Annotated in this window: 13 protein-coding genes; 6 read left to right on the top strand and 7 right to left on the bottom strand. The window is 65.1% G+C overall.

Annotated features, from left to right (window positions below):
• Positions 1-199: 199 nt before the first annotated feature.
• Positions 200-1699 (top strand): histidine ammonia-lyase, encoded by a 1500-nt coding sequence (hutH, locus tag CLV45_RS06880; RefSeq protein WP_100335627.1) that lies wholly within the window; start codon positions 200-202, stop codon positions 1697-1699.
• A 267-nt stretch (positions 1700-1966) separates the two neighbouring features.
• A complete protein-coding gene (locus CLV45_RS06875; protein WP_157807337.1) occupies positions 1967-3940 on the top strand; it encodes a T9SS type B sorting domain-containing protein in 1974 nt (657 codons plus the stop codon).
• 547 nt (positions 3941-4487) lie between these two features.
• Here the strand turns inward: CLV45_RS06875 and CLV45_RS24850 are convergent.
• Complete coding sequence (locus CLV45_RS24850; protein WP_157807336.1) at positions 4488-7586, bottom strand: rhamnogalacturonan lyase family protein; 3099 nt, start codon at positions 7584-7586, stop codon at positions 4488-4490.
• 265 nt (positions 7587-7851) lie between these two features.
• On the opposite strand from CLV45_RS24850, the gene CLV45_RS06865 reads away from it, so the two are divergent.
• From CLV45_RS06865 to CLV45_RS06845, 4 genes are all read left to right on the top strand, one after another.
• Entirely contained in the window at positions 7852-9177 is a 1326-nt protein-coding gene (locus CLV45_RS06865; protein WP_100335625.1) for a rhamnogalacturonan acetylesterase, read from the top strand.
• A gap of 105 nt (positions 9178-9282) precedes the next feature.
• Entirely contained in the window at positions 9283-10308 is a 1026-nt protein-coding gene (locus CLV45_RS06860; RefSeq protein WP_157807335.1) for a glycoside hydrolase family protein, read from the top strand.
• Between the two features lie 245 nt (positions 10309-10553).
• Complete coding sequence (locus CLV45_RS06855) at positions 10554-11519, top strand: glycoside hydrolase family 43 protein (RefSeq protein WP_100335624.1); 966 nt, start codon at positions 10554-10556, stop codon at positions 11517-11519.
• Between the two features lie 390 nt (positions 11520-11909).
• The gene (locus CLV45_RS06845) at positions 11910-14804 is read left to right on the top strand and encodes a glycoside hydrolase family 2 protein (protein WP_100335622.1); all 2895 of its coding nucleotides are present in this window, start codon (positions 11910-11912) and stop codon (positions 14802-14804) included.
• Between the two features lie 21 nt (positions 14805-14825).
• On the opposite strand, the gene CLV45_RS06840 is transcribed toward CLV45_RS06845, so the two are convergent.
• The 6 genes from CLV45_RS06840 to CLV45_RS06820 all read right to left on the bottom strand — a co-directional run bounded on the left by CLV45_RS06840 (position 14826) and on the right by CLV45_RS06820 (position 23528).
• Positions 14826-17729 (bottom strand): hypothetical protein, encoded by a 2904-nt coding sequence (locus CLV45_RS06840; RefSeq protein WP_100335621.1) that lies wholly within the window; start codon positions 17727-17729, stop codon positions 14826-14828.
• Positions 17730-17739: 10 nt separating this feature from the next.
• The gene (locus tag CLV45_RS06835) at positions 17740-20226 is read right to left on the bottom strand and encodes a hypothetical protein (protein ID WP_100335620.1); all 2487 of its coding nucleotides are present in this window, start codon (positions 20224-20226) and stop codon (positions 17740-17742) included.
• Entirely contained in the window at positions 20223-20939 is a 717-nt protein-coding gene (locus CLV45_RS06830; protein WP_100335619.1) for a hypothetical protein, read from the bottom strand. The genes CLV45_RS06835 and CLV45_RS06830 overlap by 4 nt, the downstream gene beginning before the upstream one ends.
• On the bottom strand, positions 20939-22078 hold the full coding sequence (locus CLV45_RS06825; protein WP_211289913.1) for an AAA family ATPase: 1140 nt from the start codon (positions 22076-22078) through the stop codon (positions 20939-20941). Before CLV45_RS06825 ends, CLV45_RS06830 begins: the two co-directional genes overlap by 1 nt.
• Positions 22068-22718, bottom strand: a complete 651-nt coding sequence (locus CLV45_RS24845) for a hypothetical protein (protein ID WP_157807333.1) — start codon at positions 22716-22718, stop codon at positions 22068-22070. The genes CLV45_RS06825 and CLV45_RS24845 overlap by 11 nt, the downstream gene beginning before the upstream one ends.
• 228 nt (positions 22719-22946) lie before the next feature.
• Entirely contained in the window at positions 22947-23528 is a 582-nt protein-coding gene (locus CLV45_RS06820; protein ID WP_100335617.1) for a hypothetical protein, read from the bottom strand.
• Positions 23529-23586: the final 58 nt, after the last annotated feature.

The raw sequence follows: 23586 nt of genomic DNA, 5'->3' as shown, positions 1-23586 counted from the left end.
AGAACGGCCACACGGCGCGGGACGCTCGGGGCAGAGCCCCTCTGCATAGGTGTCACTCGGCACTAGCCGAGCGACTGCGCAGAATGCTTTCCGGCAGCCGTCGGTGGGGCTGGCCGGGCAAATTGCGCGGGGACGTGGCCGGTTCCAAAAGATTTGAGGAACTTGCCAGCCACCCAAGTTTTTCTTTTCACCCACCCGCATGCCTGCCGACGTTTTCTACCTCGACCCCTCCACCCACCTCGATTTACCAACCCTGCGCCAGCTGCTGGCCAGCCAGCAAACCGTCAAGCTCAGCCCCGCCGCCACCCAGCGGATAACGGACTGCTACAACTACCTGCACAACCGCCTGCGGGAATCCGACGCGCCGGTGTACGGCATCAATACCGGCTTTGGGGCCCTCTGCAACACCGGCATTGCCCCCGAGGAGCGGCAGCAGCTGCAAGTGAACCTGATGATGTCGCACGCCTGCGGCACGGGCGAGGAAGTGCCCGCCGAGCTGGTGCGCCTGATGCTGCTGCTCAAGGCCCAGAGCCTGAGCTACGGCCACAGCGGGGTGCAGCTGGCCACCGTGCAGCGCCTGCTCGACTTCTACAACCGCGGCATTCTGCCGGTGGTGTACCAGCAGGGCTCCTTGGGCGCCAGCGGGGATTTGGCCCCCCTGGCTCACCTGTGCCTGCCTTTGGTAGGCCTGGGTGAGGTGAATTACGAAGGCTACCGCCTGCAGGCCGCCGATGCCCACCACCTCTTTAGCTGGACGCCCATTACGCTCGAAGCCAAGGAAGGGCTGGCGCTACTCAACGGCACCCAGTTTATGCTGGCCTACGGCGTGCACGGCCTGCTGCGGGCCGAGCGCCTGGCCCAGGCCGCCGACGTCATCGGCAGCCTGTCGTTGGAAGCCTTCGACGGCCGCGCCGAGCCCTTCGACCACCGCCTGCACCAGATCCGGCCCCACGCCGGGCAGCTTCAAGTGGCCGAGCGGATTCGGGGCTTTTTGCAGGGCAGTGAGTTGCAGCAGCAGCCCAAAACGGCCGTGCAGGACCCCTACTCCTTCCGCTGCCAGCCCCAGGTGCACGGCGCCTCCCGCGACGCGCTGGCCTACGTGGCCCAGGTGTTCGAAACCGAGTGCAACGCCGTAACCGACAACCCCAACATCTTCCCCGACGACGACCTGATTCTTTCCGGGGGCAACTTCCACGGCCAGCCCCTGGCCCTGGCCCTCGACTTTCTGGCCATTGCCGTGGCCGAGCTGGGCAGCATTTCGGAGCGGCGCACCTACCAGCTCATTGGCGGGCAGCGTGGTTTGCCACCTTTCCTGGTGGCCGAGCCAGGTTTGAACTCGGGCTTTATGATTCCACAGTACACCGCCGCCGGCATCGTGAGCCAGAACAAGCAGCTCTGCACCCCGGCCTCGGTGGACAGCATCGTGAGCAGCAACGGGCAGGAAGACCACGTGAGCATGGGCGCCAACGCCGCCACCAAGGCCCGCCGGGTCCTCGACAACGTGGAGCAGATTCTGGGCATCGAGCTCCTGAATGCCTGCCAGGCTCTGGCTTTCCGCCGCCCGGCCCGCACCTCGCCCCAGCTGGAGCAAGTGGTAGAAGCCTTCCGCGAGAAGGTCAAGTTCGTGAGCCGGGACCGGATCCTCTACCCCGATCTGCACGCCGCCGCCGCCTTCGTGCGTGGCTACGAGTGGCCATAGGCCGGGGCGGCCAGGATGTGGGGACGCTGTTAGGTCGGTCATCCTGAGCAAAGCGAAGGACCTTCCTCGCCTACCCCACTACAGCTTCTGCCAACGTGCAAAGCCCTTTACTGCCGTGCGGTGGTAGAGGGCTTTTGTGCGTTGAATACCGCTTATCAATTAGGGAAGGAAGGTCCTTCGCAAGCTCAGGATGACCGACGACCTATTATTGCGCGGGTCTTGCCTATTTTAGCCCGCGGCCAAACGCAACTGCGGGTGTCCTACGTTATGAGCACTGTGAATTCCTTCCGCCTCTTCGCCTGTCTGCTGCTGGTCCTGCTCGGGGCAGCCCGCCTGGTCCCGGCCCAGTGCCTGGACCCGCTGCCCAGCAACTGTGACCAGCCTTTCGAGGCCTTCGACGTGCAAACCAACCAGCCCGTGCAAAGCTTCTGCGTGGGCCGGCCGGTGCGCATCGTCATTACCTGCCCCGGCCGCGCCGGCGTGGACCGCAACGCGCTGTACTACCAGTTTGTGCCCGGGGCCCGTACCTCGGCACCCTGCACCGGCTACAGCAGCCGCACGGCCACCTTCACGCCCACCCAGCCCGGCCCGGTTACGGTAGCCGAAAACGCCCAGGCCGGAGCTGGTACCGGCACTATTTTCCTGCGGGTCTACGAAGTATTTGCCACCACCAAGCCCACGTTTCAGGTCGAAGCCTGCGCCCCCGGCTTCGTGCGCGTCAACGTTACCGACCAGGCGTATGATGCTTACTCCATCCGCATCAATGATGGAGCGGTGCAGCCCGTGAGCAAGGGCGCCGGTCCGCAGGTATATGCCGTGGGCAGCACTACGGGCAAAATTGTGGTCAAGGGATTTTACGCCTCGGGCGGCCTGTGCGTGGGCGCCGACAGCACCACCTACGCCACCCTGGCCGCCCCGCCCACCCCGGTTATTCGCCATTTGGCGCTTTCGGGCACAAGCTTGCAGTTGCAGCTCGATGCCTTGCCAACCGGCTACCGCTACGAGCTCCAGCAGGCCGATGCGGCTAGCCCCGGCGGCTACCGCTCCCTGCCCCAGGCCGTTTTCTCGGGCACCGGCGCCACGCTCAGCCCCGTGGCCGGCCCGGAGTGCTACCGCGTCGCCATCCGGGACGTGTGCCAGTCGGCGGCTCTGCCGGTGTCGCCGCCGGTCTGCGCCCTTTTCCTGGCCGCTACTTCCACCAACGGGCAAAACGAGCTGACCTTCGGCGGCACGGGCGCTTCATATTCGCTCCGGCGCAACGGCCAGGTGCTGGCCACATTGCCCGCCGGCTCTACCCGCTACACCGACGCGGCCGTGACCTGCGGGGTGCAGTACTGCTACCAGCTCGAAGCCCTGAGCGGCCCGGCCGTGGCCCGTACTACCGTGGTTTCCAACGAGGCCTGCGTGACGACCACGCCCAGCCCGGTGCGACCCGTGCCCCAGCTGGTGGCCAGCTTCACGCCCGCCAATCAGGTGCAGCTCACGGCCACCGTACCGGGTCTGCCAGCCGGCGGGCGGGTGCGCTACCTGCGCAGTACCGCCACCGGCACGCCCACCGAAATCGGGCTGACCGGCCGCCGCAGTCTGCGCGACTCCACCCAGCGCTTCACCCCCGAGGCCGTGGCCTGCTACCAGGCCCAGTTCGTGGACGACTGCGGCAATACCTCGGCCTTGAGTGCGCCCTTTTGCCCGGTGCTGCTCACGGCCAAAGCCGCCGACCTGGAGAGCAGCTCCGTGCAGCTGAGCTGGAGCGAGCTACGCGGCCCCGACCCGGCCGTGCAGTACACCGTGCAGCTCGTGGATGCCAACGGCGCGGTACTCAGCCAGCCCGCCGCCAATGCCACTGGCCAGGCGTTTCTGGACCAAGCTCCGCCCCCCGACCGGCAGGTATTGCGCTACCGTATTGCGGCCACCAGCCCCGGCCTGAGCCAGCCCAGCTACTCCAATATTGCCGTGGTAGCCCGGGAAATGAAAGTGGTGCTGCCCACGGCCTTTACGCCCAACGGCGACGGGCTCAACGACGTGCTGGAAGTGAAAGGGCGGTTCCTGTCTACGTTCACCTTCACCGTCGTGGACCGCAACGGCCAGCAGGTGTTCCGCGGCACCGACCGGACCCAAACCTGGAACGGGCGGGTGGGCAATGAGCAACCCGTGCCCGGCGCCTACGTCTGGCGCTTCGAAGCCACCGACGAAACCGGTAAACGCGTGGTGCAGCACGGCACCATCACACTGCTGCGGTGAGCCTTAGTTGGTAGTTGTCAGTTGTAAGTTGTTAGACCTGTCATCCTGAACGCAGTGAAGGACCTTCCTCGCCTAACTGACTACAGCCTCTGCCAACGTGCAAAAGCCCTTTTCCGCGTAGGCAGAAAAGGACTTTTCACATTTAATAAGGCTTGTGACTCAGTAAGGAAGGTCCTTCGCAACCTTCACCCGCAGCGGATTTGCCCGCCATTAATCATTCCTCTCCTGCTTTTGATGCAGGCCTGGACAACGCTTGGCTATGTCCGGCAGCCCTACGCCCGGAAAAGGTGTTTCACGCTCCGAATCAGGAGTAAACATCCTACTCCTATTTACCGGCACGCATACCAAACCCAACACCCTGGCATCTACCTTTTGCACAAAACAGGTATACAGTAAAATTAATTATCCGCATCTGTTTACGCAAATAGGTAACCAGGCAAGGCCAATTTGCTTTACTGTATATCCATCGGGATTAGCGGTGAATTCTACCAAAAGGGATGCTTGTGCCGCCTGATTTGTACATCATGCGGTGGCTCGTTGCCAGAAACTATTTCTCAATCATGAGCTTCTGGGTCTGAACTTGGCCGCCCAGCAGCAGGCGGCAGGTGTAGAGGCCGGCGGGCAGGGCTTTGCTGTCGAGGGGGCGCTGGTAGAGCTGGCCGGCGGTGGCGGGCTCGTCGTAGAGCGTGGCTACCAGCTGGCCCAGGGCGTTGAAGATCTGCAGGCGGGCGGCGGCGGTTTGCGCGCTGCGGAAGCTGATGGTGGTGCGCTCGGCAAACGGGTTGGGGTAGGCTTCAAATACGCCGGCCGATTCTGCTGCCGCGGTCCGGGCTTCGCCGGCGGGGTCGGTGGCGCAGGTAGCCAGCTGGTCCTGGTGATTAGTCAGGTGGGCGGCTACGGCGCTGTTGTCCACGCAGAGCAGCTTGCCGTGGTGGCACACCAGCACCTTGTCGTTCTTGTTGCCGCAGCGGGCCTCCACTACTTTCAGCGTAACCGAAGCCGTGGCCGTGCAGCCGTACTCGTTGGTGACCGTCACGGTATAGGCGTAGGTACCGGGCGTGGCGGCCGTGAATACCGGCGCGGCCGCCGCGGCATCACTGAGGCTGGCGGCGGGGCTCCACTGGTAGCGCAGGCCGCCCGAAGCCGTGAGCGTAACGCTTTGCGGACCGTAGCCCAAGTACAGTGTCGTGGGTGCGCCGCCAGTGTACACGGAGCTGCCTGGCGTCACGGTAATGGCCGCCGTGGGAAGGCTGCCGAGCACCGTCACCGTAGCGGGGGCCGTGGCGGAGTTGCCGTTGTCATCCGTCACGGTCAGGGTTACGGGGTTGGCGCCCAGGGTGGCGCAGCTGAACACGGCCGGGCTTACCAGTAGGGAGGCAATACCGTAGGCGTCGGAGGAGCCGTTGTCCACGTCGGCGCCGCTGATGCGGGCCTGGCCGGTAGCGTCGAGGGTGACCGAAATATCCTTGGCTAGGGCCAGCGGGGGCACATTATCCACGGTCGTGAAGGACCAGACTTCCCCGGCCACGGTTTCCCCATCCCGGCTTTCGTCGCCGTCGTAGAGGGCATCCACGCGCCAGTAATACTGCTTCAATTCAGCCTGGGCGGCCAGCAGCAGGCTGGTTTCGGCGGTGGTGGCTACCAGCTCCAGGCTTTGGGGCGAGGCGCCAACGAAGACGTGGTAGCGGCTGGCGGTGCCGTTCCAGCGCAGGGTCAGGTTGTCGGGCTGGGTGGCGGCGTCGCCGCTTACGGGCGCCACGTTGGTGGCGCTGCTGCCCAAGCGGGTGGTCGTGGCGCCTACCAACGTAATATTCGGAGTGGGCGGTGGGGCCATGCCGCCGCCGAGGTAGTAGCTGGGGTGGGGCGGCTGGTTGTAGGCCGAGTTCTGCAAAGCCACCTGGGTGCGGTACTGCGCGTCGTGCATCAGCGTGGGCAGGCGGTAACTAGTCGGAATCGTGGTGGTCAGCACAATCAGGCTCTGGTTGTCGAGGCTGCGGGTAATGACTTCCTCGCGCCAGTCGCCGAGCACGTCGGCACTGACGCCGGGGTTGCGCTTGGTGGAGTTGTTATAGCCCATGTTGAAGGGCTCGGCGTAAATCGAGGCCAGGCGAGTCACGGAGTTGGTGGCCGGGTTCCACTTGTCGATTTTGTCGCCGTCGAGCAGCTCGCGCTGCAGGTCGCCGTCCCACCACAAGCCGAAGTTGATGCTGGGCCGGGAGGTGCTGATTTGCTGGCCGGTGCAGGTATACACGCCGCCGGTGGAGCCCCATACTTCGGCGCCCTTGTAGCGGGGGTCAATGTCGGCGGCCATGGCCCGGCCGACGTCACCGGTGGTGGGCACGCCGAAGATGAGCTGGCCGGTGCGGGCGTCGCGCAGCTGCAGCCCGTTGGTGCCGTACTTAGCCGGCTCTTCCTGGCACTGCCACACTTCCTGGCCGGGCCGGTCGGGGCTCAAGTCACTCATGTGCAGGGCGTCGCCGTGGCCGGCCCCGCTGCTGAACAGGCCCCGGCCGTTGTCGTCAATCGTGCTGGCCCCGTTGCAGACTTCGTCCCGGCCGTCGCCGTCCACGTCGCCCACGGTGAGCTGGTGGTTGCCCTGGCCAGCGTAGGCCGAGTTGCCGGTGGTGTTGGAGTCGAACACCCAGCGCTGGGTGAGCTGCCCGCCGCGCCAGTCCCAGGCCACGCGCACCAGGCGGGTGTAGTAGCCCCGGCCCATGACCAGGCTGGGCCGCTGCCCGTCGAGGTAGGCAATGGCCGACACGAACCGGTCGACGCGGTTGCCGTAACTGTCGCCCCAGCTGCTCACGGTGCCCCGGGCGGGCACAAAGTTGGTGGTAGCCATGGCCGCGCCGGTCTGCCCGTTGAAGACGGTCAGGAACTCGGGGCCCGAGAGGATATAGCCCGCCGAGTTGCGGTAGTCGGCCCCGGCCGAGCCGATGACCTTGCCTTGGCCGTCCACGGTGCCGTCGGCGGTTTTGACGGCCACTTCGGCCTTCCCGTCGCTGTCCAGATCATAGACCATGAGCTGGGTGTAGTGGGCCCCGGCCCGGATGTTGCGGCCCAAATCGATGCGCCACAGCCGGGTGCCGCTGAGCGTGTAGGCGTCCAGGTAGACGTTGCCGGTATAGCCGCTCTGGGAATTGTCCTTGGCGTTGCTGGGGTCCCACTTCACCACGACTTCGTACTGCCCGTCGCCGTTGAGGTCGGCCACCGAGCAGTCGTTGGCCGAGTAGGTGTAGGCCTCCCCCGCGGGCGTGGTGCCGCCGGCCGGAACCTGGAGGGGCACTTTCAGAAACTGCTGGCTGAGAGTGGGCGCGGTGGCCGAGCCGGCCTGCTCCACCCCGTTGATTACCGCCCGCACGCTGTAGGTAGCGTTGGCGGAGGTGTTGTCCACGAAGTTGGTGGAGCCCGTAATCGGCGTCGGGTTGGCCTTGGTGGCCCCGCGGTACACGTTGAAGCTGATGCCGGCCGGGTCATTGCCGAACAGGCGCCAGCCCACGTACACCTGGCTGGGGCTGGTGCGCACGGCCACCACGCCGCGGTTGAGCTTTTCGAGAAACTTCTGGGCCTGGGTCGGCAGCGTGAGCAGCAGCCAGGCGAGGCAGAGCAGCCAGGCCCTGCGGCCTTGTAGTAAGGTTGTTTTCATAGTAGGAATTTTGGAAAGTGGAAGGTCGGGGCGGGGGCCGGCTTGGCGGCGGGCAGCGGGGTGAAAGTCCTGAATCCCAAGCGGGCAGGTGTCCTGCACTATCCTGCTACGCCATAATTATTTCCGGAGGCAGCGGCCCCTTCTCTTACAGTCAGCCGGCCAGTAGCGCGAACTTTAGCTACCAGCAGACGGGCGCGGGCATGACAGTACAGGGAAGCTGCGGGTAGGGCGGCGGCTACTTTTAGCTCCTTCCCTACCCCGCCCCATGCCGACCTTCTCTCCTACCGCTTTGCTGGCCGCTATGCTGCTCACCGGCGGCGCTGTGGCCCAGCCCACGTCGCCGTACAAATTCGACTTCGGCAGCGGCAAAACAGCGCCCGGCTATACCGCCGTGGCCGCCGATGCGGCCTACTCCCCCGCGCAAGGCTACGGCTTCGACTTTGGCACCAGCGTGACGGCCGTGGACCGGGGCGGCAAGGACGCGCTGCGCAGTGACTTCGTGACCAGCCCGCAGCCGTTTTACTTCTCGGTGCGCCTGCCCGAGGGCAACTACACCGTGACCCTGACCCTGGGCGACGCCCAGGGCCCTTCCACCACCATGCTCAAGGCCGAGTCGCGCCGGCTGCTGCTCGAAACCACCCCGACCACGCCCGGGCAGTTCACGACCCAAACCTTTACCCTCAACGTGAAAAGCCCCCGCATCAGCGCCACCGAAACCGTTGGCCTCAAGCCCCGGGAGCTGGGCAAGCTGGATTGGGACGACAAGCTGACCCTGGAATTTAACGGCCCGAATCCCTGCCTGGCGGCTTTGGAAATCAAGCCGGCCCCGCGGGCTACCACCGTGTTTTTGGCCGGCAATTCCACCGTCGTCAACCAGGATGATGAGCCCTGGGCCGCCTGGGGCCAGATGCTGCCGCGCTTTCTGGGGCCCGGGGTGGCCGTGGCCAACCACGCCGAGTCGGGCCTGACGCTGGGCTCGTTTCTGGGCTCCAGGCGCCTGCAGAAGGTGCTGAGCGTGCTGCAGCCCGGCGACTACCTCTTCATCGAGTTTGGCCACAACGACCAGAAAGAAAAAGGCTCAACCGACGGGGCCTGGCAGTCCTACTCCGAGCGGCTGCGGCTGTTTGTGCGCGAAACCAAGCAAAAGGGCGGCATTCCGGTGATTCTGACCTCCACCAGCCGGCGCTCCTTCGGCCCCGACGGCCGCATTGAAAATAGCCTGGGTGACTTTCCCGCCGCGGCCCGCCAGGTGGCCCAGCAGGAACAGGTGGCCCTGATTGACCTTACCCTTATGACGACGAAGCTCTACGAAAGTATGGGCCCCGAGGAGTCGAAAAAGGCCTTTGTGCACTACCCGGCTAACACCTACCCCGGCCAACCCCAGGCCCTGGCCGACAACACCCACTTCAACCCCTACGGGGCCTATGAAATTGCCCGCTGCGTGGTGGAAGGCATCAAGGCCAATAAGCTGGGCCTGGTCAAGTTCCTGCGCCCCACACCCGCCTTCGACCCCGCCCACCCCGACCCGCTCACCGCCTGGCAGTGGTACGGCAGCCCCCGCAGCGCCGTGACCAAGCCCGACGGAAATTAGAGCCGCGTGGCCCGCGCCCGTCGGCACCCGCTTCGACAACACACTGGACTTGTGGATTTTTTCCTGCGAGTACAGCGCATTTCCGCGGCCTTCCGCCCCTCCTATATGAAGTACCTCGTTTTTCTGCTGGTATTGCTGCTGCCCCTCGGAGTCCGGGCCCAAACCCATCCGCCCGGCCAGCTTGCGCCCAAGCCCCTGTTTCGGGACCCGGTGTATGACGGGGCCGCCGACCCGGTCGTTATCTGGAATAAAAGTGAGCAGAAGTGGTGGATGTTCTACACCAACCGCCGGGCCACCGATACTACCGCCACGGGCGTCACCTGGGTGCACGGCACCCGCATCGGCATTGCCGAATCGGCGGACAGCGGGGCCACCTGGCGCTACCGCGACACGGCCAATATCAACTACCGGCCCACGCCCCAGTACACCCACTGGGCCCCCGACGTGGTGGAGGATAAAGGCACCTACCACATGTTTCTGACCTACGTGCCGGGCGTGTTTGCCGACTGGAACCACCCCCGCCAGATCCTGCACCTGACCAGCCCCGATTTGCTCAACTGGCAGTACGTGTCGACCCTGGCGCTGGCTACCGACAAAGTCATTGATGCCAGCGTGTACCGCCTGCCCGACGGCACCTGGCGGCTGTGGTACAACAACGAGCGGGACGGCAAGAGCATTTACTACGCCGACAGCCCTGACCTCACCCACTGGCAGGATAAGGGCCCGGCCCTCAAGGAGCGCGGCGAAGGCCCGAAAGTATTCCGCTGGCAAGGCCAGTACTGGCTCATTATCGACCAGTGGCGCGGCCTGGCCGTGTACCGCTCCCCCGATTTGAAAACCTGGACGCCCCAGCCCGAGCGGCTGCTGGCGCTGCCCGGCACCGGGCCCGAGGATCAGGCCATCGGCGGGCACTGCGACGTGGTGGTGCGCGGCGACGGGGCCTATTTGTTTTACTTCACCCACCCCGCCCGCCGCCCGGGCACGCCCTCGGCCGCCAACCGTATAGCCACCCGGCGCAGCCTTATTCAGGTCGTGGAGCTGCACTACGCCGACGGGAAGCTGACCGGCAACCGCGACGAGCCGACCTACATGCAGCTGGGCCCAGGCGGCAAGCGGGGTCGGAGGCGGTAAGTGTGAAGGAAATTTCAGCACCATCGTCTGTCATCCTGAGCGCAACGCAGTGGAGTGAAGGACCTTCCTCGCCTACCCCACCACAGCTCCTGCCAACGCACCAAGGCTCGTTACCAGGCTAGCGGCAAAGGCATTTGGCACATTGATTTGGAGCATTGAATGACGTTTGTCACTGAGGTGAGGAAGGTCCCTCGCAAGCTCAGGATGACAGGTTTTTTTATTTACTCTCTTACGAATGCCTGCCCATGCCTCTTTCTCTCAACCCCCTGGTTGCTAAAGCTACTCTGGCGGCTAGCTTGTTGCTTGCACCACCAAGTATTCACGCCCAGCAACTGCCCAAGGGCCAGGCGCTGCTGTTTGCCTACTTCAAGGGCAACAGCCGCGACGGCCTGCACCTGGCCTACAGCCGCGACGGCTACCGGTGGACGGCCCTCAAGCAGGACAGCTCGTTTCTGCGGCCCGCCGTGGCCCAGGACCGCCTCATGCGCGACCCCTGCATTCTGCGCGGGCCCGACGGTCGGTTTCACATGGTCTGGACGGTGAGCTGGAACGACAAGGGCATCGGCTACGCCTCGTCTGCGGATCTGGTGCACTGGTCGGCGCAGCAGTTTGTGCCCGTGATGCAGCCCGAGGCCGGGGCGCGCAACTGCTGGGCCCCGGAAATCAATTACGACGCCAAAACCAGGCAGTACGTCATCTACTGGGCCACCACCATCACCGGCCGTTTCCCCGAAACTCAGGCCAAGGGCGAGAGCGGCTACAATCACCGCCTCTACTACACCACTACCCAGGACTTCCAAACCTACGCCCCGGCCCAACTGCTCTACGAGCCCGGCTTCAACGTCATCGACGCCAGTATTCAGCCGGATGGCAAGCGCTACGTCATGTTCCTGAAAGACGAAACTCTGGAGCCCACGCCCCGCAAAAACCTGCGCCTGGCCTACAGCCAGCACCTCACGGGCCCTTACAGCCAGCTTTCCGCCCCCATCACCGGCGACTACTGGGCCGAAGGCCCTACCGCCGTGCGCCTGGGCCCAGACTGGTTGGTGTACTTCGACAAGTACCGCCTGCACCGCTACGGGGCCGTCCGCTCCCGGGACCTGAAAACCTGGACCGACGTCTCGGACCAGATTCAGCTGCCCGCCGGCCTGCGCCACGGCACCATTCTGCCCATTTCGGAAGAGGAGTTGCAGGTGCTGCTGCGGGAGTGAGTTTTGGTTAGTTGTTGGTTGTTAGTTGTTCGTTGTTGGTTGTCAGTTGTTAGACCTGTCATCCTGAGGTGCAGCCGAAGGACCTTCCTCACCTGCCTCACTACAGTTCCGGCCAACGTGCCAAAGCCCTTTGGCTGTTCTTTAGTGGAGACTCCTACACATTGAATCGAGCTTGTTACTAAGGCGAGGAAGGTCCTTCGCTGTGCGTACGCCAGATGGAGGATGACAGCCGCCCAACAACTGACAACTAACAACTGACAACTAACAACTGACAACCAACAACCAACCCCAAGAACAGGAAACTACAGGACACCCGGCAACCGGCGGGGCAGTAGGTTAGCGTTTGGTAGCCCGGCTGCCGTTCTTCGCACCTTCCCCACCCTGCCGCTCATGGGCCTTTCTACTTCCTTCCGTACGCTTGCCGCCGGTCTGCTGGCCGGCGCAGCCTTGCTGACTATTCTGCCCGCCGCAGCCCAAACCGCGCCGACCAAGCAGGTGCAGTACCTCTCGGGGCGCGACAACAAACCCACCGTGCAGTGGGACTTCTACTGCACCGGAGGCCGAAAAAGCGGGTTCTGGACCAAGATTGCCGTGCCCTCCTGTTGGGAGCAGCAGGGCTTCGGGAGCTACAACTACGGCCGCGACTACAAAACCTACGGCAAGAATTTCCGCTTCGCCGACGAGCAGGGCCAGTACAAGCACCAGTTTACGGTACCCGCCGGCTGGCAGGATAAGCAGGTATTCATCGTCTTCGAAGGCTCGATGACCGACACCGAGGTGAAGGTGAACGGGCAGAGCGCAGGACCCATTCACCAGGGCGCGTTTTACGAGTTCAAGTACGACATCACCGACAAGCTCAAGCCCGCCGGCCAGAGCAATTTGCTGGAAGTAACGGTGAGTAAGATGTCGGCCGAGCAGTCGGTCAACAACGCCGAACGGCTGGCCGACTACTGGGTGTTCGGAGGCATTTTCCGGCCGGTGTATGTTGAAGCTTACCCCCGGCAGTTCATCACCCACACCGCCATTGACGCCAAGGCCAACGGCACGTTTGGCATGCGGGCCTTCGTGCGCAACGTGCCAGCTGGCAGTCAGGTGCAGGCCGAAATCCTGGACGCGGCCGGCCAGGTTATCGGCACGGCCAGCGCGGCAGCTTCTCCCCAGGATACCGTCGTCACGCTGCGCACCACGGTGAGCAAGCCCCGGCTCTGGACCTCGGAAACGCCGAATTTGTACCGGGTGCGCACTACTTTGAAGCAGGGCGCTACTACGCTCTACCAGACCACGGGCAAGTTTGGGTTTCGCACCATCGAGGTGCGGCGCGGGATGGGCATTTACGTCAACGGCACCCAGGTCAAGATGAAGGGTATCAACCGCCACAGCTGGTGGCCCGAAACCGGCCGCACCCTCAACGACTCCATCCAGCTGGCCGACGTGCGCCTGCTCAAGGAGATGAACATGAACGCCGTGCGCATGTCGCACTACCCACCCGACGTGAAGTTTCTGGACCTCTGCGACTCCCTGGGCTTGTATGTTCTGGATGAGCTGGCCGGCTGGCAGAAGGCCTACAGCACCAAGGCCGGCGAAAAGCTGGTGCGGGAGATGGTGATTCGGGACGCCAACCACCCCAGCATCATCTTCTGGAGCAACGGCAACGAGGGCGGCACCAACAAGGAACTCGACGACGATTACGCCCGCTACGACTTCTCCCGCCGGCCCGTGATTCACGCCCACCACCGCCCCGGCAACCAGCACAGCGGCATCGACTGCAACCACTACGAGAACTACTACAGCACCCAGAAAATACTCAGTGACTCGCTCATCTACATGCCCACCGAGTTTCTGCACTGCCAGGACGACGGCGGCGGGGCCGTGGGCCTCAACGACTTCTGGGAGCTGCACTGGAAGTCCCAACGCTCGGGCGGGGGCTTCCTCTGGGCCCTCGTGGACGAAGGCATCGTGCGCACCGACCAGCGCGGTATCATCGACGTGAACGGGGTAAACGCGCCCGACGGCGTGGTGGGCCCCCACCGCGAAAAGGAAGGCAGCTTCTACGCCATCCGCGAAATTTTCTCGCCGATTAAGATTGGCCTCCAGGAGCTGCCCGCCAAGTTCAGCGGCACGGTGGAGGTCGAAAACCGCTACCACTTCAACAACCTCAGCCAATGCTTTTTTCAGTGGGAGCTGGTAAACTACCGCAAGCCCACCGACCCGTTTGCCGGCTCGATTTCGGGCAAGAAAAGCCGGCTCAAAAGCCCCGATGTCAAGCCCCGGGCCACGGGCAAATTGAAGCTGGACTTGCCCAAGGACTGGAAAAACTACGACGCGCTGGTGCTTTCGGCCTTCGACCCGCAGAAAAACCTGGTGTATAAATGGACCTGGAAAACCGGCGGCAACCCCAAAGTCCTCGACGGCGTGGTGGCCCTGACGACGGCCGAGAAAAGCCCGGTGGAAATAACCGACGCGGATTCGTTGCTGACGCTGAAGGCCAACAACATCGTCGTCGTCTTCAACAAAACCACCGGCCGAATCACCGGCGTGAAAGGCAACAACGGCGACAAACTGTCCTTTGCCAACGGCCCGGTGCTGGTCAGCGGCACGGCCACCTGCACCGGCCTGACCCACCACGCCGAAGCCGACGGCGAAGTAGTGGACGTGGCGTACTCGGGGGCCATGAAGGCGGTGCGCTACAAGATGCACGGCTCGGGCTGGCTGCGCATGGACTACGAATACACCCTGCCGACGGGCGACTACGCCTTCAGCGGCTTGAGCTTTACCTACCCCGAAAACTACGTGCTGGGCGCCAAGTGGCTGGGCAAGGGCCCTTACCGGGTCTGGAAAAACCGTCTGCAGGGCGTCGGTGACAACGTCTGGGAAAACGCCTACAACAACACCCAAACCGGGGCCGCCCCCTGGATTTACCCCGAGTTCAAGGGCTACTTCGCCGACATTGCCTGGCTGGAAATGAACACCGTGGAAGGCAAATTCCTCATTGCCTCGCCCGACAAAGGCCTCTACGTGCGCCTGTTCGACTTCTACGGCCTCTCGGGCGTGAAGCCCTCCCCCGGCTTGCCCGCCGGCAACCTCTCCTTCCTGGACGCCATTCCGCCCCTGGGCACCAAGCTGGCTTTGAACATCGACTCGAACACCAAGAACCTGGGGCCGCAGAGCGAGCTGAACCACCTCAGCGGCTCCACCCGGCGCACGTTGTACTTCTACTTCGGCCTGCCGCAAACCACGGCCAAGCCCCAGCCCTACACGGCCCCGGTGAAGGACGACTTGTTCTAGACTTTTTTTGTAACGCGCGGCTTATTCCTCCCCTACCGAATACAACGTGACTTTACCCGAGGCTTCAAGCAGAGCAAACTGCTTACGGTCGGCAGTGGGCAGGGCGGCCAACAATTCAGCCTGGCTTTCGATGGTGCGCACCAGGCGTGGGCCTTCGGCGGCCAGGTAGTACAGCTCCGCGGCCTGAATATCGACCACGGCGACGTACTCGGGAGCTACAAAACGCAGGTCCATGTTGGCGGCGCAGGCCGCTTCGGTTTCCGGGCCGGGCTTGCGGTTGTGCGGCGTGTGGGGCTCCCAGAGCCGCAAGCCGTTTTGCGTAGCTACCGCCAGCTGCAGTTGGGCCGCGTAAGGCGAGCGGGCCAGCTGCACCACCGGGCCCGGCAGCTCGTGGGCCGCGAAAGGGCCCATTTCATCCAGAATCACCAGCCACTGATTCCAGTAGGAATAGTAGTTACCGGCCGATTCAACCAGCTCGCAGGGCCAGTTCCGCTCCACGGACGTGAAGCTTGGCGCTACTTCCTGCAGGTCGTAGGTGCGGGTTTCCAGAACCTGGCCGGCCCGGCTAAACACCTGCTCCTGCACCGTGCTGCCATCCTGCAGGCTGGCCACGGCTACTCGCTCACTCGTCAGCAGGGCCACCCGCGCGGGCCAGTCGGGCAACCAAATCGGGCACTCCACGGTGAGGCTCTGGGCGAAGTACTTGTTTTTGGGCAGCACCTTGGCTTCCAGCATTACCCCGCGGGACGGGCGCAGCAGCACGCGGGTACTGTGCCGCTCATCGGCTACCAGCACCACCCGCAGGCCGGGCTCCACGGGGTTGGACCAGGAGTAGTACTCCACGTTGCCGTACCAGTTGCAGCGGGCCAGGTACAGCTGGTTGTCGCGCTGCCCCACTACCAGCCACTGCGCCCCGTGGCTGGTAGCGGTGAGCCAGGTGATGGTAGCGTCCAGCTGAAAGCCGGCCGGTGCTGTCGGCAATGCGTCGCGCAGGCGCTTTTGCCGGCCCGTGGCGTAGCGGCTCACGTCGGCGGCCAGCAGCCGGTCTTGGGGCAGAAAGTGGCGCAGCAGGCCCAGGGGGGCGGTGTTGCCGGCGCCGGCTTCGGCACTCACCACTTCGTAGGCCACTTCCCGGGACGTGGCCAGCAGCTCGGCATCGGGGTGCTGCTCAGTCACGGCGGCCAGCACCTGGAGCAAGGCCACGCGCTGCCCGGCGGGCGTGTGCTGCCGGTAAACGAAGTTCACCTGGGCCCCCAGATCCGGCTCCGGCTCGGCCGCCGCCAGGGTAAAATACTGCTTCAGGCAGTTTTCCGCCTGCCGGGAATCGGCCCAGCCCGCCAGCAGAGTCTGCCGAGCCTGGGCCGGGTTTCCGAGCTTATCGTGGAGAATCCGGGCCGCGTCGAGGTGGTCCTGGTTGCCGAGCTGCACTTCCACGCTGCGCTCGTAGTGGCGGGTGGCCCGCTCGGGTTGCTCCAGCTGCTGGTACAGGTCGCCGGCTTTTTCGTGCTGCTGCAGCTCCTCGTAGATTTCCACGGCTTCGAGCAGCAGGCCGCCGTTTTCCAGGCACCGGGCCGCGGCGGGCAGGTTTTTGAGGTGGTCTTTGTGCAGGGCTGCCGCTTCGCGGTGGAAGCCGCCCTGCTCCAGGGCCTGGGCTGCGGCCAGGTAGTTGCCCAGCAGGTGGGCCTGGATGTAGGCGGCCTTTTTATGGCGGCCGGCCTCCATTTCCCGGCGGGCCGCTTCCTCGTAGCGCTGCCGCAAATTATGGCTGTACTGCCCAATATCCCAGGAATCGACGGCCCGGCCGCCGCCCAGATTCCAGAGGCTGAAGTCGGTGAGGCGGGGGCCCAGGTGGGCGGAGGGCGCCGCCGTGCCCCGGTCCTGGTAGGGCCCGCCGAGGGGAATGGCGTACTTGAGGGCCTCGTCCATGTTTTCCCCGAACAGGCGCAGCAGCCGCTCGATTTCGTTTTGCCGCTTCTGCTCCAGATTCTTGATGTTGCCGCCCAGCCAGTTTTCCAGGCGGCGCAGCACGCCGGGCCCCGCGGGCCGGTTCGCGGCGCGCGGCGCCGGCCGGTACGGAGCAGACGAAGCGGTGTCCCCGCTCTTCAGAAAACGAGCCACGGCCCCAACCAGTAGCAGCAGCACTACTACCAGGGTCCCGGCGCCGCTACTGGCCGCCTGCAAAGCCCCGTAGGCCAGAGTCACCGTAATCAGCAGGGCCAGCAGCAACCCCACGCCCAGACCCACCCCCCCAAGCACCGGGCCACCCAAAAACCCGCGCAGGGCCTGAATAAGTGCCAAGGCACCGGTCAGCAGCCCGTGGCGCAGGTTTTGCCAGAGCCGGACGGCGGGGCCGGGGTTCGTTTCGGTGGGGTCCAGCAACTGGGCCAGCGGCTCGGAGCCCACGTCTTCCCGGATGGCCTGCACCACTTCCTCGGCCGAGGGCCGCAGCACTTCCACCCGCTGCAGCCGCGGCTTGGGTGGTAGCCCGGGCCGGGCCAGGCCCCAGTCGGTGGCCCGGGGCGGACCCGTGCGCAGCAACGTGCTCAGGTCCAGCTCGTCGGTCTTTTCGAAGCCTACCAGGCCCAAACCAGGATGCAGCAGCTGCCGGGGCCAGAGCAGCAGGCGGCCCAGCTCCTCGGGGGTGGTGGCCGGCCACAAACCGGCCTGCACCGGCACGTAGAGCCGCCCGGCCACCACGCCGTAGGGCTCCAGCACATCGGCCGGCAGCGGGCCGTTGGCCACCACGAACAAGCCGCCCACCTGCCCCGAGCGAATGGACTCGGGCACCAGGTAGCACTGCAGCTGACTGGCCTCCAGGCCCCAGCGCCCGATTTCGCGCAGCCAGGCGGCCGGCTCGGCGCCGCGCAGAAAAGCCGCGCACCCCGGGCGCTGGGCGGCTTCGTGGTAGCGGAGGGTGAGTTGCATGGCGGGGGGGTTAGTCAATCAGGCTGCTGATAAAACGACGGAGATACTGCTCGTAGAATTCGGGGGCCGACAAGCTTTGCTCGCGCGCTACGCCGGTAAAGTAGGTGGGGCCGCACACGGTGCCATCGGCGGCCCAGAACGCCAGGGGCTGGCCCAGCACCAGCGTCAGGGTTATTTCGGGCACCGAGGCATCGGCGCTGCGCAGGTGGAGCAGGCCGCGGGAGTCGACGACGGCCTCGCTGCCGCCGGGCCAGCGGAACCGCTGCAGCCGCACCCGCTCGTTGCCCGGCAGCGTCGACTCGTCCACAAACTGAGCTGCATACGGAATGTCGGAAGCCCGGTGTGACGACGAATTCGGTGACGGGCTATTCAGGTAAAAATCGTCGCTGTGGGGGCTTTGCTTACGCCGCAGCTGGAGGACGTGGTGCTCAACAACGAAGTCACCGGAGCCATTCACGCCCAGGCGCTTGATGCGCAGCAGCGGAGTGTAGCCGTTGTTGATGTGGCGCTTCACACGGCCAAAATCGGGCTTAAATCCGCTGCTGGCCGCCTCCGGCAGCCGGGCCAGGGCTCTTTCCTTAATGTTCCAGGCCTGGCAGTCGAAAACCAGATTACTGGCCCCGCGCCGCACGTAAAAGCACAAGTCCTTGAACACCACCTCCACGACTTCCGAGTGGGTCAGCTCCGCATCCAGGTCCACGGACTCGACCTCCATTTCCGGGCCGCCGATGCCCAACCGGTACACGCGCAGCACCTCGGCGCTGCTAACCAGCACGTAAAGCTCCGTAGTACAGTTGGTGCCAACGGAATAGTCGCCCGGCTCGATTTCGGGTAGCAGTTCCCGGGCCCCGGTGTGGGGGTAGGGCCAGTACAGCACCCGCTGCACATCGGTAACGGCCAGCACGCCCACGGCCCGCTGGTAAAAGGTGTTGCGCGGCGACACGCGCAGGCCGGTGGTCGGGAACAAGAGCGGGGCCGGCTGCTGCTGCAGAAAAGCCGGGCCACTCGTCGGGGGCAAGTTGCGCTGCGGGCGGCGGGGCGCGGGCGCCAGCAGCAGTTCCTCCAGGGCAAAGCTACTGGTGCTAAGCAAGGTGCGGTGGCCGTTGTGAAACTCATAGAGCTGCAGCTCCCCGCTCCGGCTCACCGTAAGCAGGTAGTGCAGCGCCGTTTTGGCCTCGGCCAGGGCGTCCAGGAACTCCGGCGCCCGCAGCAGCTCGGCGTCGGTAATGAGCAGGGAATCGGCAGCGGCGGGCTGGGAGCGGGCAAAGTCCAGCAGGGCCGCCCCGGCGTGCAGGGCCACGTCCAGCCGGCTCAGCGTTTCCACCACGCCGTCGAAGGAAGCCAGGTCGATGGGCTCGGCCTGCTGCCCACCCAGGGCGTAGGCCTGCACCGGGGCCGGCGGCCGGCCGTGCTGGGAGTTGCGCGTCCAGGCCAAAGCGGCGGCCAGGGCAAACACCCGGGGCACGCCCCACATTCGCAGGGTGGTATCGAGCAGCACGGCGCGGGGCCGCACTTCCGGCGCGGGCGGGGCCTCGCGGCGCAGGTACAGCGCCTCGTTGTTGACCAGGCGGGCCATCAGCGTCAGGTCGTCGTGGGCCAGCTCGCTGAGCAGGAGCCGGTCGAAGTTGCCCCGGTTGGTTACGTCAGCAATGCCTCCGAGCGGCTGCTCACTGGCCTGGCGGGTGTGCAGCGGAATGCGCAGGGCCGCTACCAGCCGCTGGGTAAGCCGGGCCAGGCCGGCCGTGCGCGGGTCCTGGGTGAGCTGGTCGAGCAAGTCGGTGGGCTCCTCGGCCGGGACCTCGGGCACCACCGGCTCGGGCAGGGGCGCGGGCACCTGGTCGAGGCCGGTGCGCAGGCGCAAGGCCAGCAGCTCGGTGCTGGGAAAGCGCTGAAAGGCTTGGTCGAGGCACTGTAAATCGGCCAGCAAATACTCTGCCCCCACTACCGGCCCATTCTGGCGCAGCGCCTCGTCCAGGCGGCCACTGGCCCATTGCGCCAGCGCCCCCTGACTTTCCTCAAAGCTTAACGTGCGCCCTACTGTCGGCTTTTGGCCTTTAGCTCCTCCGCGGTGAGTAGTTGCGGGCGGAAACACTTCCTGAAACAAGTGCAGCTTCTTCGGGCCCGTGCGCAGTTCCGGCGGCAGCGCGTGCACCAGGTCCATAAAGCGGCAGGCCTGGTTGAGGTAAAACTGCAGCTCAGCGGTGCCCTTCCGGCCCTTGAACACGGAAGCCAGGCCCGCCAGCACGCCCTGCCCGCCCGACGTGGGCCACCCCTCGGAGCAGGCCGCCAGCAGCAGCAGCACGGCTCCCAGCGGCGGCACCCCCCGGGCGGCCAGCGCGGCCACGACTACCTGCAGTTCGTCGCGGTAGCTGATGGTGACGCCGTTTTCCCACTCCGCAATTTCGCCCGCCTCGGCCCAGCGCCAGAAATAGTTGGTGGGCGCCTGAAAGTACAGCCGGGCGGGGTCATGGGTCGGCGGGGTTGACTGATTACTCATGCTGCGAAGCCCTCGGCGGTTAAGCGTACGGCACCGCGCGTCACGGGCACCACATCGGTGGCCAGAATTTGCTCCCAGCGGCCATCCGCCCGAAACAAGACCACCCCATCGGCGGCCGGATCAAGCTTGCGGGCCAGCAGGGGTGCCAGCAGCGGGGCTTCCAGGTCGAAGCCGGCGGGCAAGAGCAGACCGTGCTGCAGCCAGTATTCCTGCCCGGCTACCGGGGGCAGCGGCGTACCCAGCACCAGCACTTCGGCGTCGGAGGAAACGGCAAAACGCAGGCCCCGCAGCCGGATTTCGGGCGCGGTTTCGACGTAAGCCAGCCACTGGGGCAAAGTAGTGAGCAAGGCCGCGCCGGCTTGGGCCCGCCCCGAGGGCAGCAGCCGCACGCGGTACGAGGGCACCGTTCGGGCCGGCACGGCCGCCGTGGGTAGTTCTAACGGCACGAATTCGGCAATGGGCTGCCACACTAGCGCCGGCAGCCGGCCGGTGGGCGTGCGGTGGCCCGCCGGGAAAAGCCGCTCCTGGGCGTCGGCCGCGTAGGTTGCCACGGCGGGCAGGGCCCGTACGGCCACGGGCAGCTCACCCGTGGCCGGCAAACCGCGCAGCCACAGCTGCCCGGCGGCTTCGGCCGCCCGCAGGCCGGGCACGGTGCGCACGTGGCCCAGGACCGGCCGGTCGGCGCTGGCCAGCACGATGACGCGCTCCGTCATCATGCCTGCAATACTTTCTGCCACAGCGCGTCCAGGGGCTCCTGCACGTAGCTGCGCTGCACCTCGTTGGGCAGCCACTGGGTGCGGCCGTGCAGGTAGCGCAGCTGGTCCTTGATGACGGTGCGCTCCGCCAACGACGTTTCGGGCTGGTCCCACTGGGCCGTCAGGGCCTGGACTTCACTCAGAATGGCGTCGGCGTTGGGGGCTTCGGAGCCGGCGGCGCGGGGGTGCTGGCCGGGCTGCTCATCGGCCAGCACCACGGCATCGACGATACCGGCAATGATTTCGCGCTGCTCGTCGGTGTCCCAGATATAGCGCAGCACCCACATATCGGAGGCAATAACGGTGGGGCGCTGGCAGAGCAGGGCGCTGGCAGCCAGCAGGCGCTGCAGCTTCACGGCCCGCCGGTCCGACACGGCCACGCCGGCCAGGCGCAGCTTGCTGATCAGCTCCACGTACTGGCTTCGGATGGGCCGCAAATCAATGGTAGGAATGAGGGCCTGCAGCTGCAGCACTTCCGCCGCCGTAATAGTTGGCGCCTCGGCCCCACCCCGCTGCTCCAGGTTCCAGCCGGCTTCCAGCACGTCGGCCAGGGCGTCGGGGGCCACGTAGTCGCAGTGCACGCGCACCAGGAACCGGTCGAACAGCGCCTGCAGCGCTTCGTCTTCGGGCAGGTGGTTGCTGGCCGCCACCATGAGCAGGGCCGGCAGGGCGCGGGTTTCGCGGCCCCGCCGGAACACCCGCTCGTTGAGCACCATCAGCAGGGAGTTGAGAATGGCGCTGTTGGCGTTTAGCAGCTCGTCGAGGAAAATCAGGTTGGCCTCGGGCAGCATGCCTTCGGTGTTGGTTACCAAGTCACCCTCGCGCAGCTTACGAATGTCGAAGGGGCCGAACAGCTCGTTGGGCTCGGTGAAGCGGGTGAGCAGGTATTCGAAGGTTTTGCCCTCCAGGCGCTGGGCCAGGGCCCGCACCAGGGCGCTTTTGGCCGTGCCGGGCGGACCCAGCAAAAACAGGTTTTCGCGGCCCACCAGGCACAAACTCATCAAGTCAATGATGTCGTCTTTGCCCACGAAGGTGGTTTTGAGGTGGCGGGTTACCTGGTTGAGCTTTTCGACCAGGGGCCCAGACTCAGTCAGCATGTTTTCCATCGGTGGTTACAAGAGTAAAGGCCTGAAAATCGGGCCAGAGCGTGGCGGCGTGGGCACCAAGGGCCGCCTGTACCAGGGCCCGCAAGTGGGGCTGCCCCGCCCGGCGCCGGTCCTGGGCCCGGATGAGACGGTCCACGTATTCCTGGCGCAGAGCCGGGTGGTCCAGCACCCGGGCTTCGGCGGCCGGCTCGGGCAACTCGGGCCCGCCGAATGAGAGGGGCCACTGCCGGGCCAGGGCTTGCAGGCGGGCCACCAGCGCGTCACCGGGGGCCAGGCCCTTCGCCAGACGCAGCAAATCGGGTAGGTAGCGCAGCAGCAGGTCGGCCGAGTACAGCACCTCGGGCGTGATGAGGCCAGCAAAATCGGGCAGGGTTTCGGCAATAACGGCTTCGTCGAGCTCCCGCACCAGGGTCAGCTGCACGGTGTGGTAGAGCAAGCCGGCCGCCCACAAAGCGGCAGGAGCGTCAAAAGCCGGGGCCGAGTACGGAATTTCGCGGGCATCGGCGGCGTAGTAGGCTTGCAGCAACTCGGTAGCAGCCAGCAGGTCATCGGGCGCAAACGCACTGGGCCGGCCCACCAAGGTTACGCTGCCGGTGGTTAGCAAATCCTGTAAAAAACTAGTGAGCAACATGATAAGCAAACGAGGATAGCGCAGCTGCCCTTCGGGAATAAGCCTTCGGATAAACGACTCCTAAAGTATTCTATTTCCTCTGTAGTTGGGCAACAAAAGGCCTTTTCCCCCGAAATTAAGCTTTTCGCCCGCGGGCCGCGGCGGAGCCTGCCGGAACAAAAAACGCTGCTAACTTGGGAGGTCAGCAGCGTTGCAGAGTGGGTTTGCCGGGCAATGCGGCGGGACAGACTATTGCACCTGCACCTTCATGTCGGAGAAGTCGCCGGTGAGCAGAATGGTGGTTTTCTGCTCCGGGGCGTCACTGACTGGGTCCCGCTGGTCGGGGGCGGTTACTTCGAAGTGCCCGCTCAGCAGCTGGCGCTTTTCGTCGTAGGCCGTAATGGTCACGTCGCCGGTGAGGGTCTGGGTTAAGTCGCTGAAGCGGTAGATGCGGGAGCCGCCGTTGTTCTGGTAGGAGTACGAGACGAATACCGGGTCGGTGGCGCGGGTGCGGCAGCGCAGGGCGTAGGTACCCACCCAGCCGGGCTTGAGCTGGGAACGGTAAATTTCCAGGTGGGGGGCATCAGGGCCGGCGCTGAAATCGAGGGCCAGCACCACCGGAAACAAGCGGGCTTCGGCTTTGATATCCTTGCTGGGGTAAATGGTCCCCGAGCCGGTATTGGTCGTCGGGTCGTGGAAGAAGTGGGTCAGACGGTAGATGGGCGTCGGGTCGGCGGGGGCGGGGGCGTCCGTGTTTTTATCGGAGCAAGCCGTGAGCAAAGTGGTGGCCGCCAGAGCCGCGGTGAAAAGGGAACGGGTAAAGATGGACATAGAAGCGGGATATAACGGAGAGAAGATTCGGCTGGACGGGCCTTTCCAAGGACTATAC

The organism is Hymenobacter chitinivorans DSM 11115 (genome assembly GCF_002797555.1).
GTDB classification, from domain to species: Bacteria; Bacteroidota; Bacteroidia; order Cytophagales; family Hymenobacteraceae; genus Hymenobacter; species Hymenobacter chitinivorans.
The sequence above is the reverse complement of the archived record's forward strand: the minus strand, read 5'-3'. Positions and strand labels throughout refer to the sequence as shown.

Bases quoted from the DNA above. Each gene is read 5' to 3' on its own strand.
- hutH (WP_100335627.1), top strand. From the start codon at position 200: ATGCCTGCCGACGTTTTCTACCTCGACCCCTCCACCCACCTCGATTTA.
- CLV45_RS06875 (WP_157807337.1), top strand. From the start codon at position 1,967: ATGAGCACTGTGAATTCCTTCCGCCTCTTCGCCTGTCTGCTGCTGGTC.
- CLV45_RS24850 (WP_157807336.1), bottom strand. From the start codon at position 7,586: ATGAAAACAACCTTACTACAAGGCCGCAGGGCCTGGCTGCTCTGCCTC.
- CLV45_RS06865 (WP_100335625.1), top strand. From the start codon at position 7,852: ATGCCGACCTTCTCTCCTACCGCTTTGCTGGCCGCTATGCTGCTCACC.
- CLV45_RS06860 (WP_157807335.1), top strand. From the start codon at position 9,283: ATGAAGTACCTCGTTTTTCTGCTGGTATTGCTGCTGCCCCTCGGAGTC.
- CLV45_RS06855 (WP_100335624.1), top strand. From the start codon at position 10,554: ATGCCTCTTTCTCTCAACCCCCTGGTTGCTAAAGCTACTCTGGCGGCT.
- CLV45_RS06845 (WP_100335622.1), top strand. From the start codon at position 11,910: ATGGGCCTTTCTACTTCCTTCCGTACGCTTGCCGCCGGTCTGCTGGCC.
- CLV45_RS06840 (WP_100335621.1), bottom strand. From the start codon at position 17,729: ATGCAACTCACCCTCCGCTACCACGAAGCCGCCCAGCGCCCGGGGTGC.
- CLV45_RS06835 (WP_100335620.1), bottom strand. From the start codon at position 20,226: ATGAGTAATCAGTCAACCCCGCCGACCCATGACCCCGCCCGGCTGTAC.
- CLV45_RS06830 (WP_100335619.1), bottom strand. From the start codon at position 20,939: ATGACGGAGCGCGTCATCGTGCTGGCCAGCGCCGACCGGCCGGTCCTG.
- CLV45_RS06825 (WP_211289913.1), bottom strand. From the start codon at position 22,078: ATGCTGACTGAGTCTGGGCCCCTGGTCGAAAAGCTCAACCAGGTAACC.
- CLV45_RS24845 (WP_157807333.1), bottom strand. From the start codon at position 22,718: ATGTTGCTCACTAGTTTTTTACAGGATTTGCTAACCACCGGCAGCGTA.
- CLV45_RS06820 (WP_100335617.1), bottom strand. From the start codon at position 23,528: ATGTCCATCTTTACCCGTTCCCTTTTCACCGCGGCTCTGGCGGCCACC.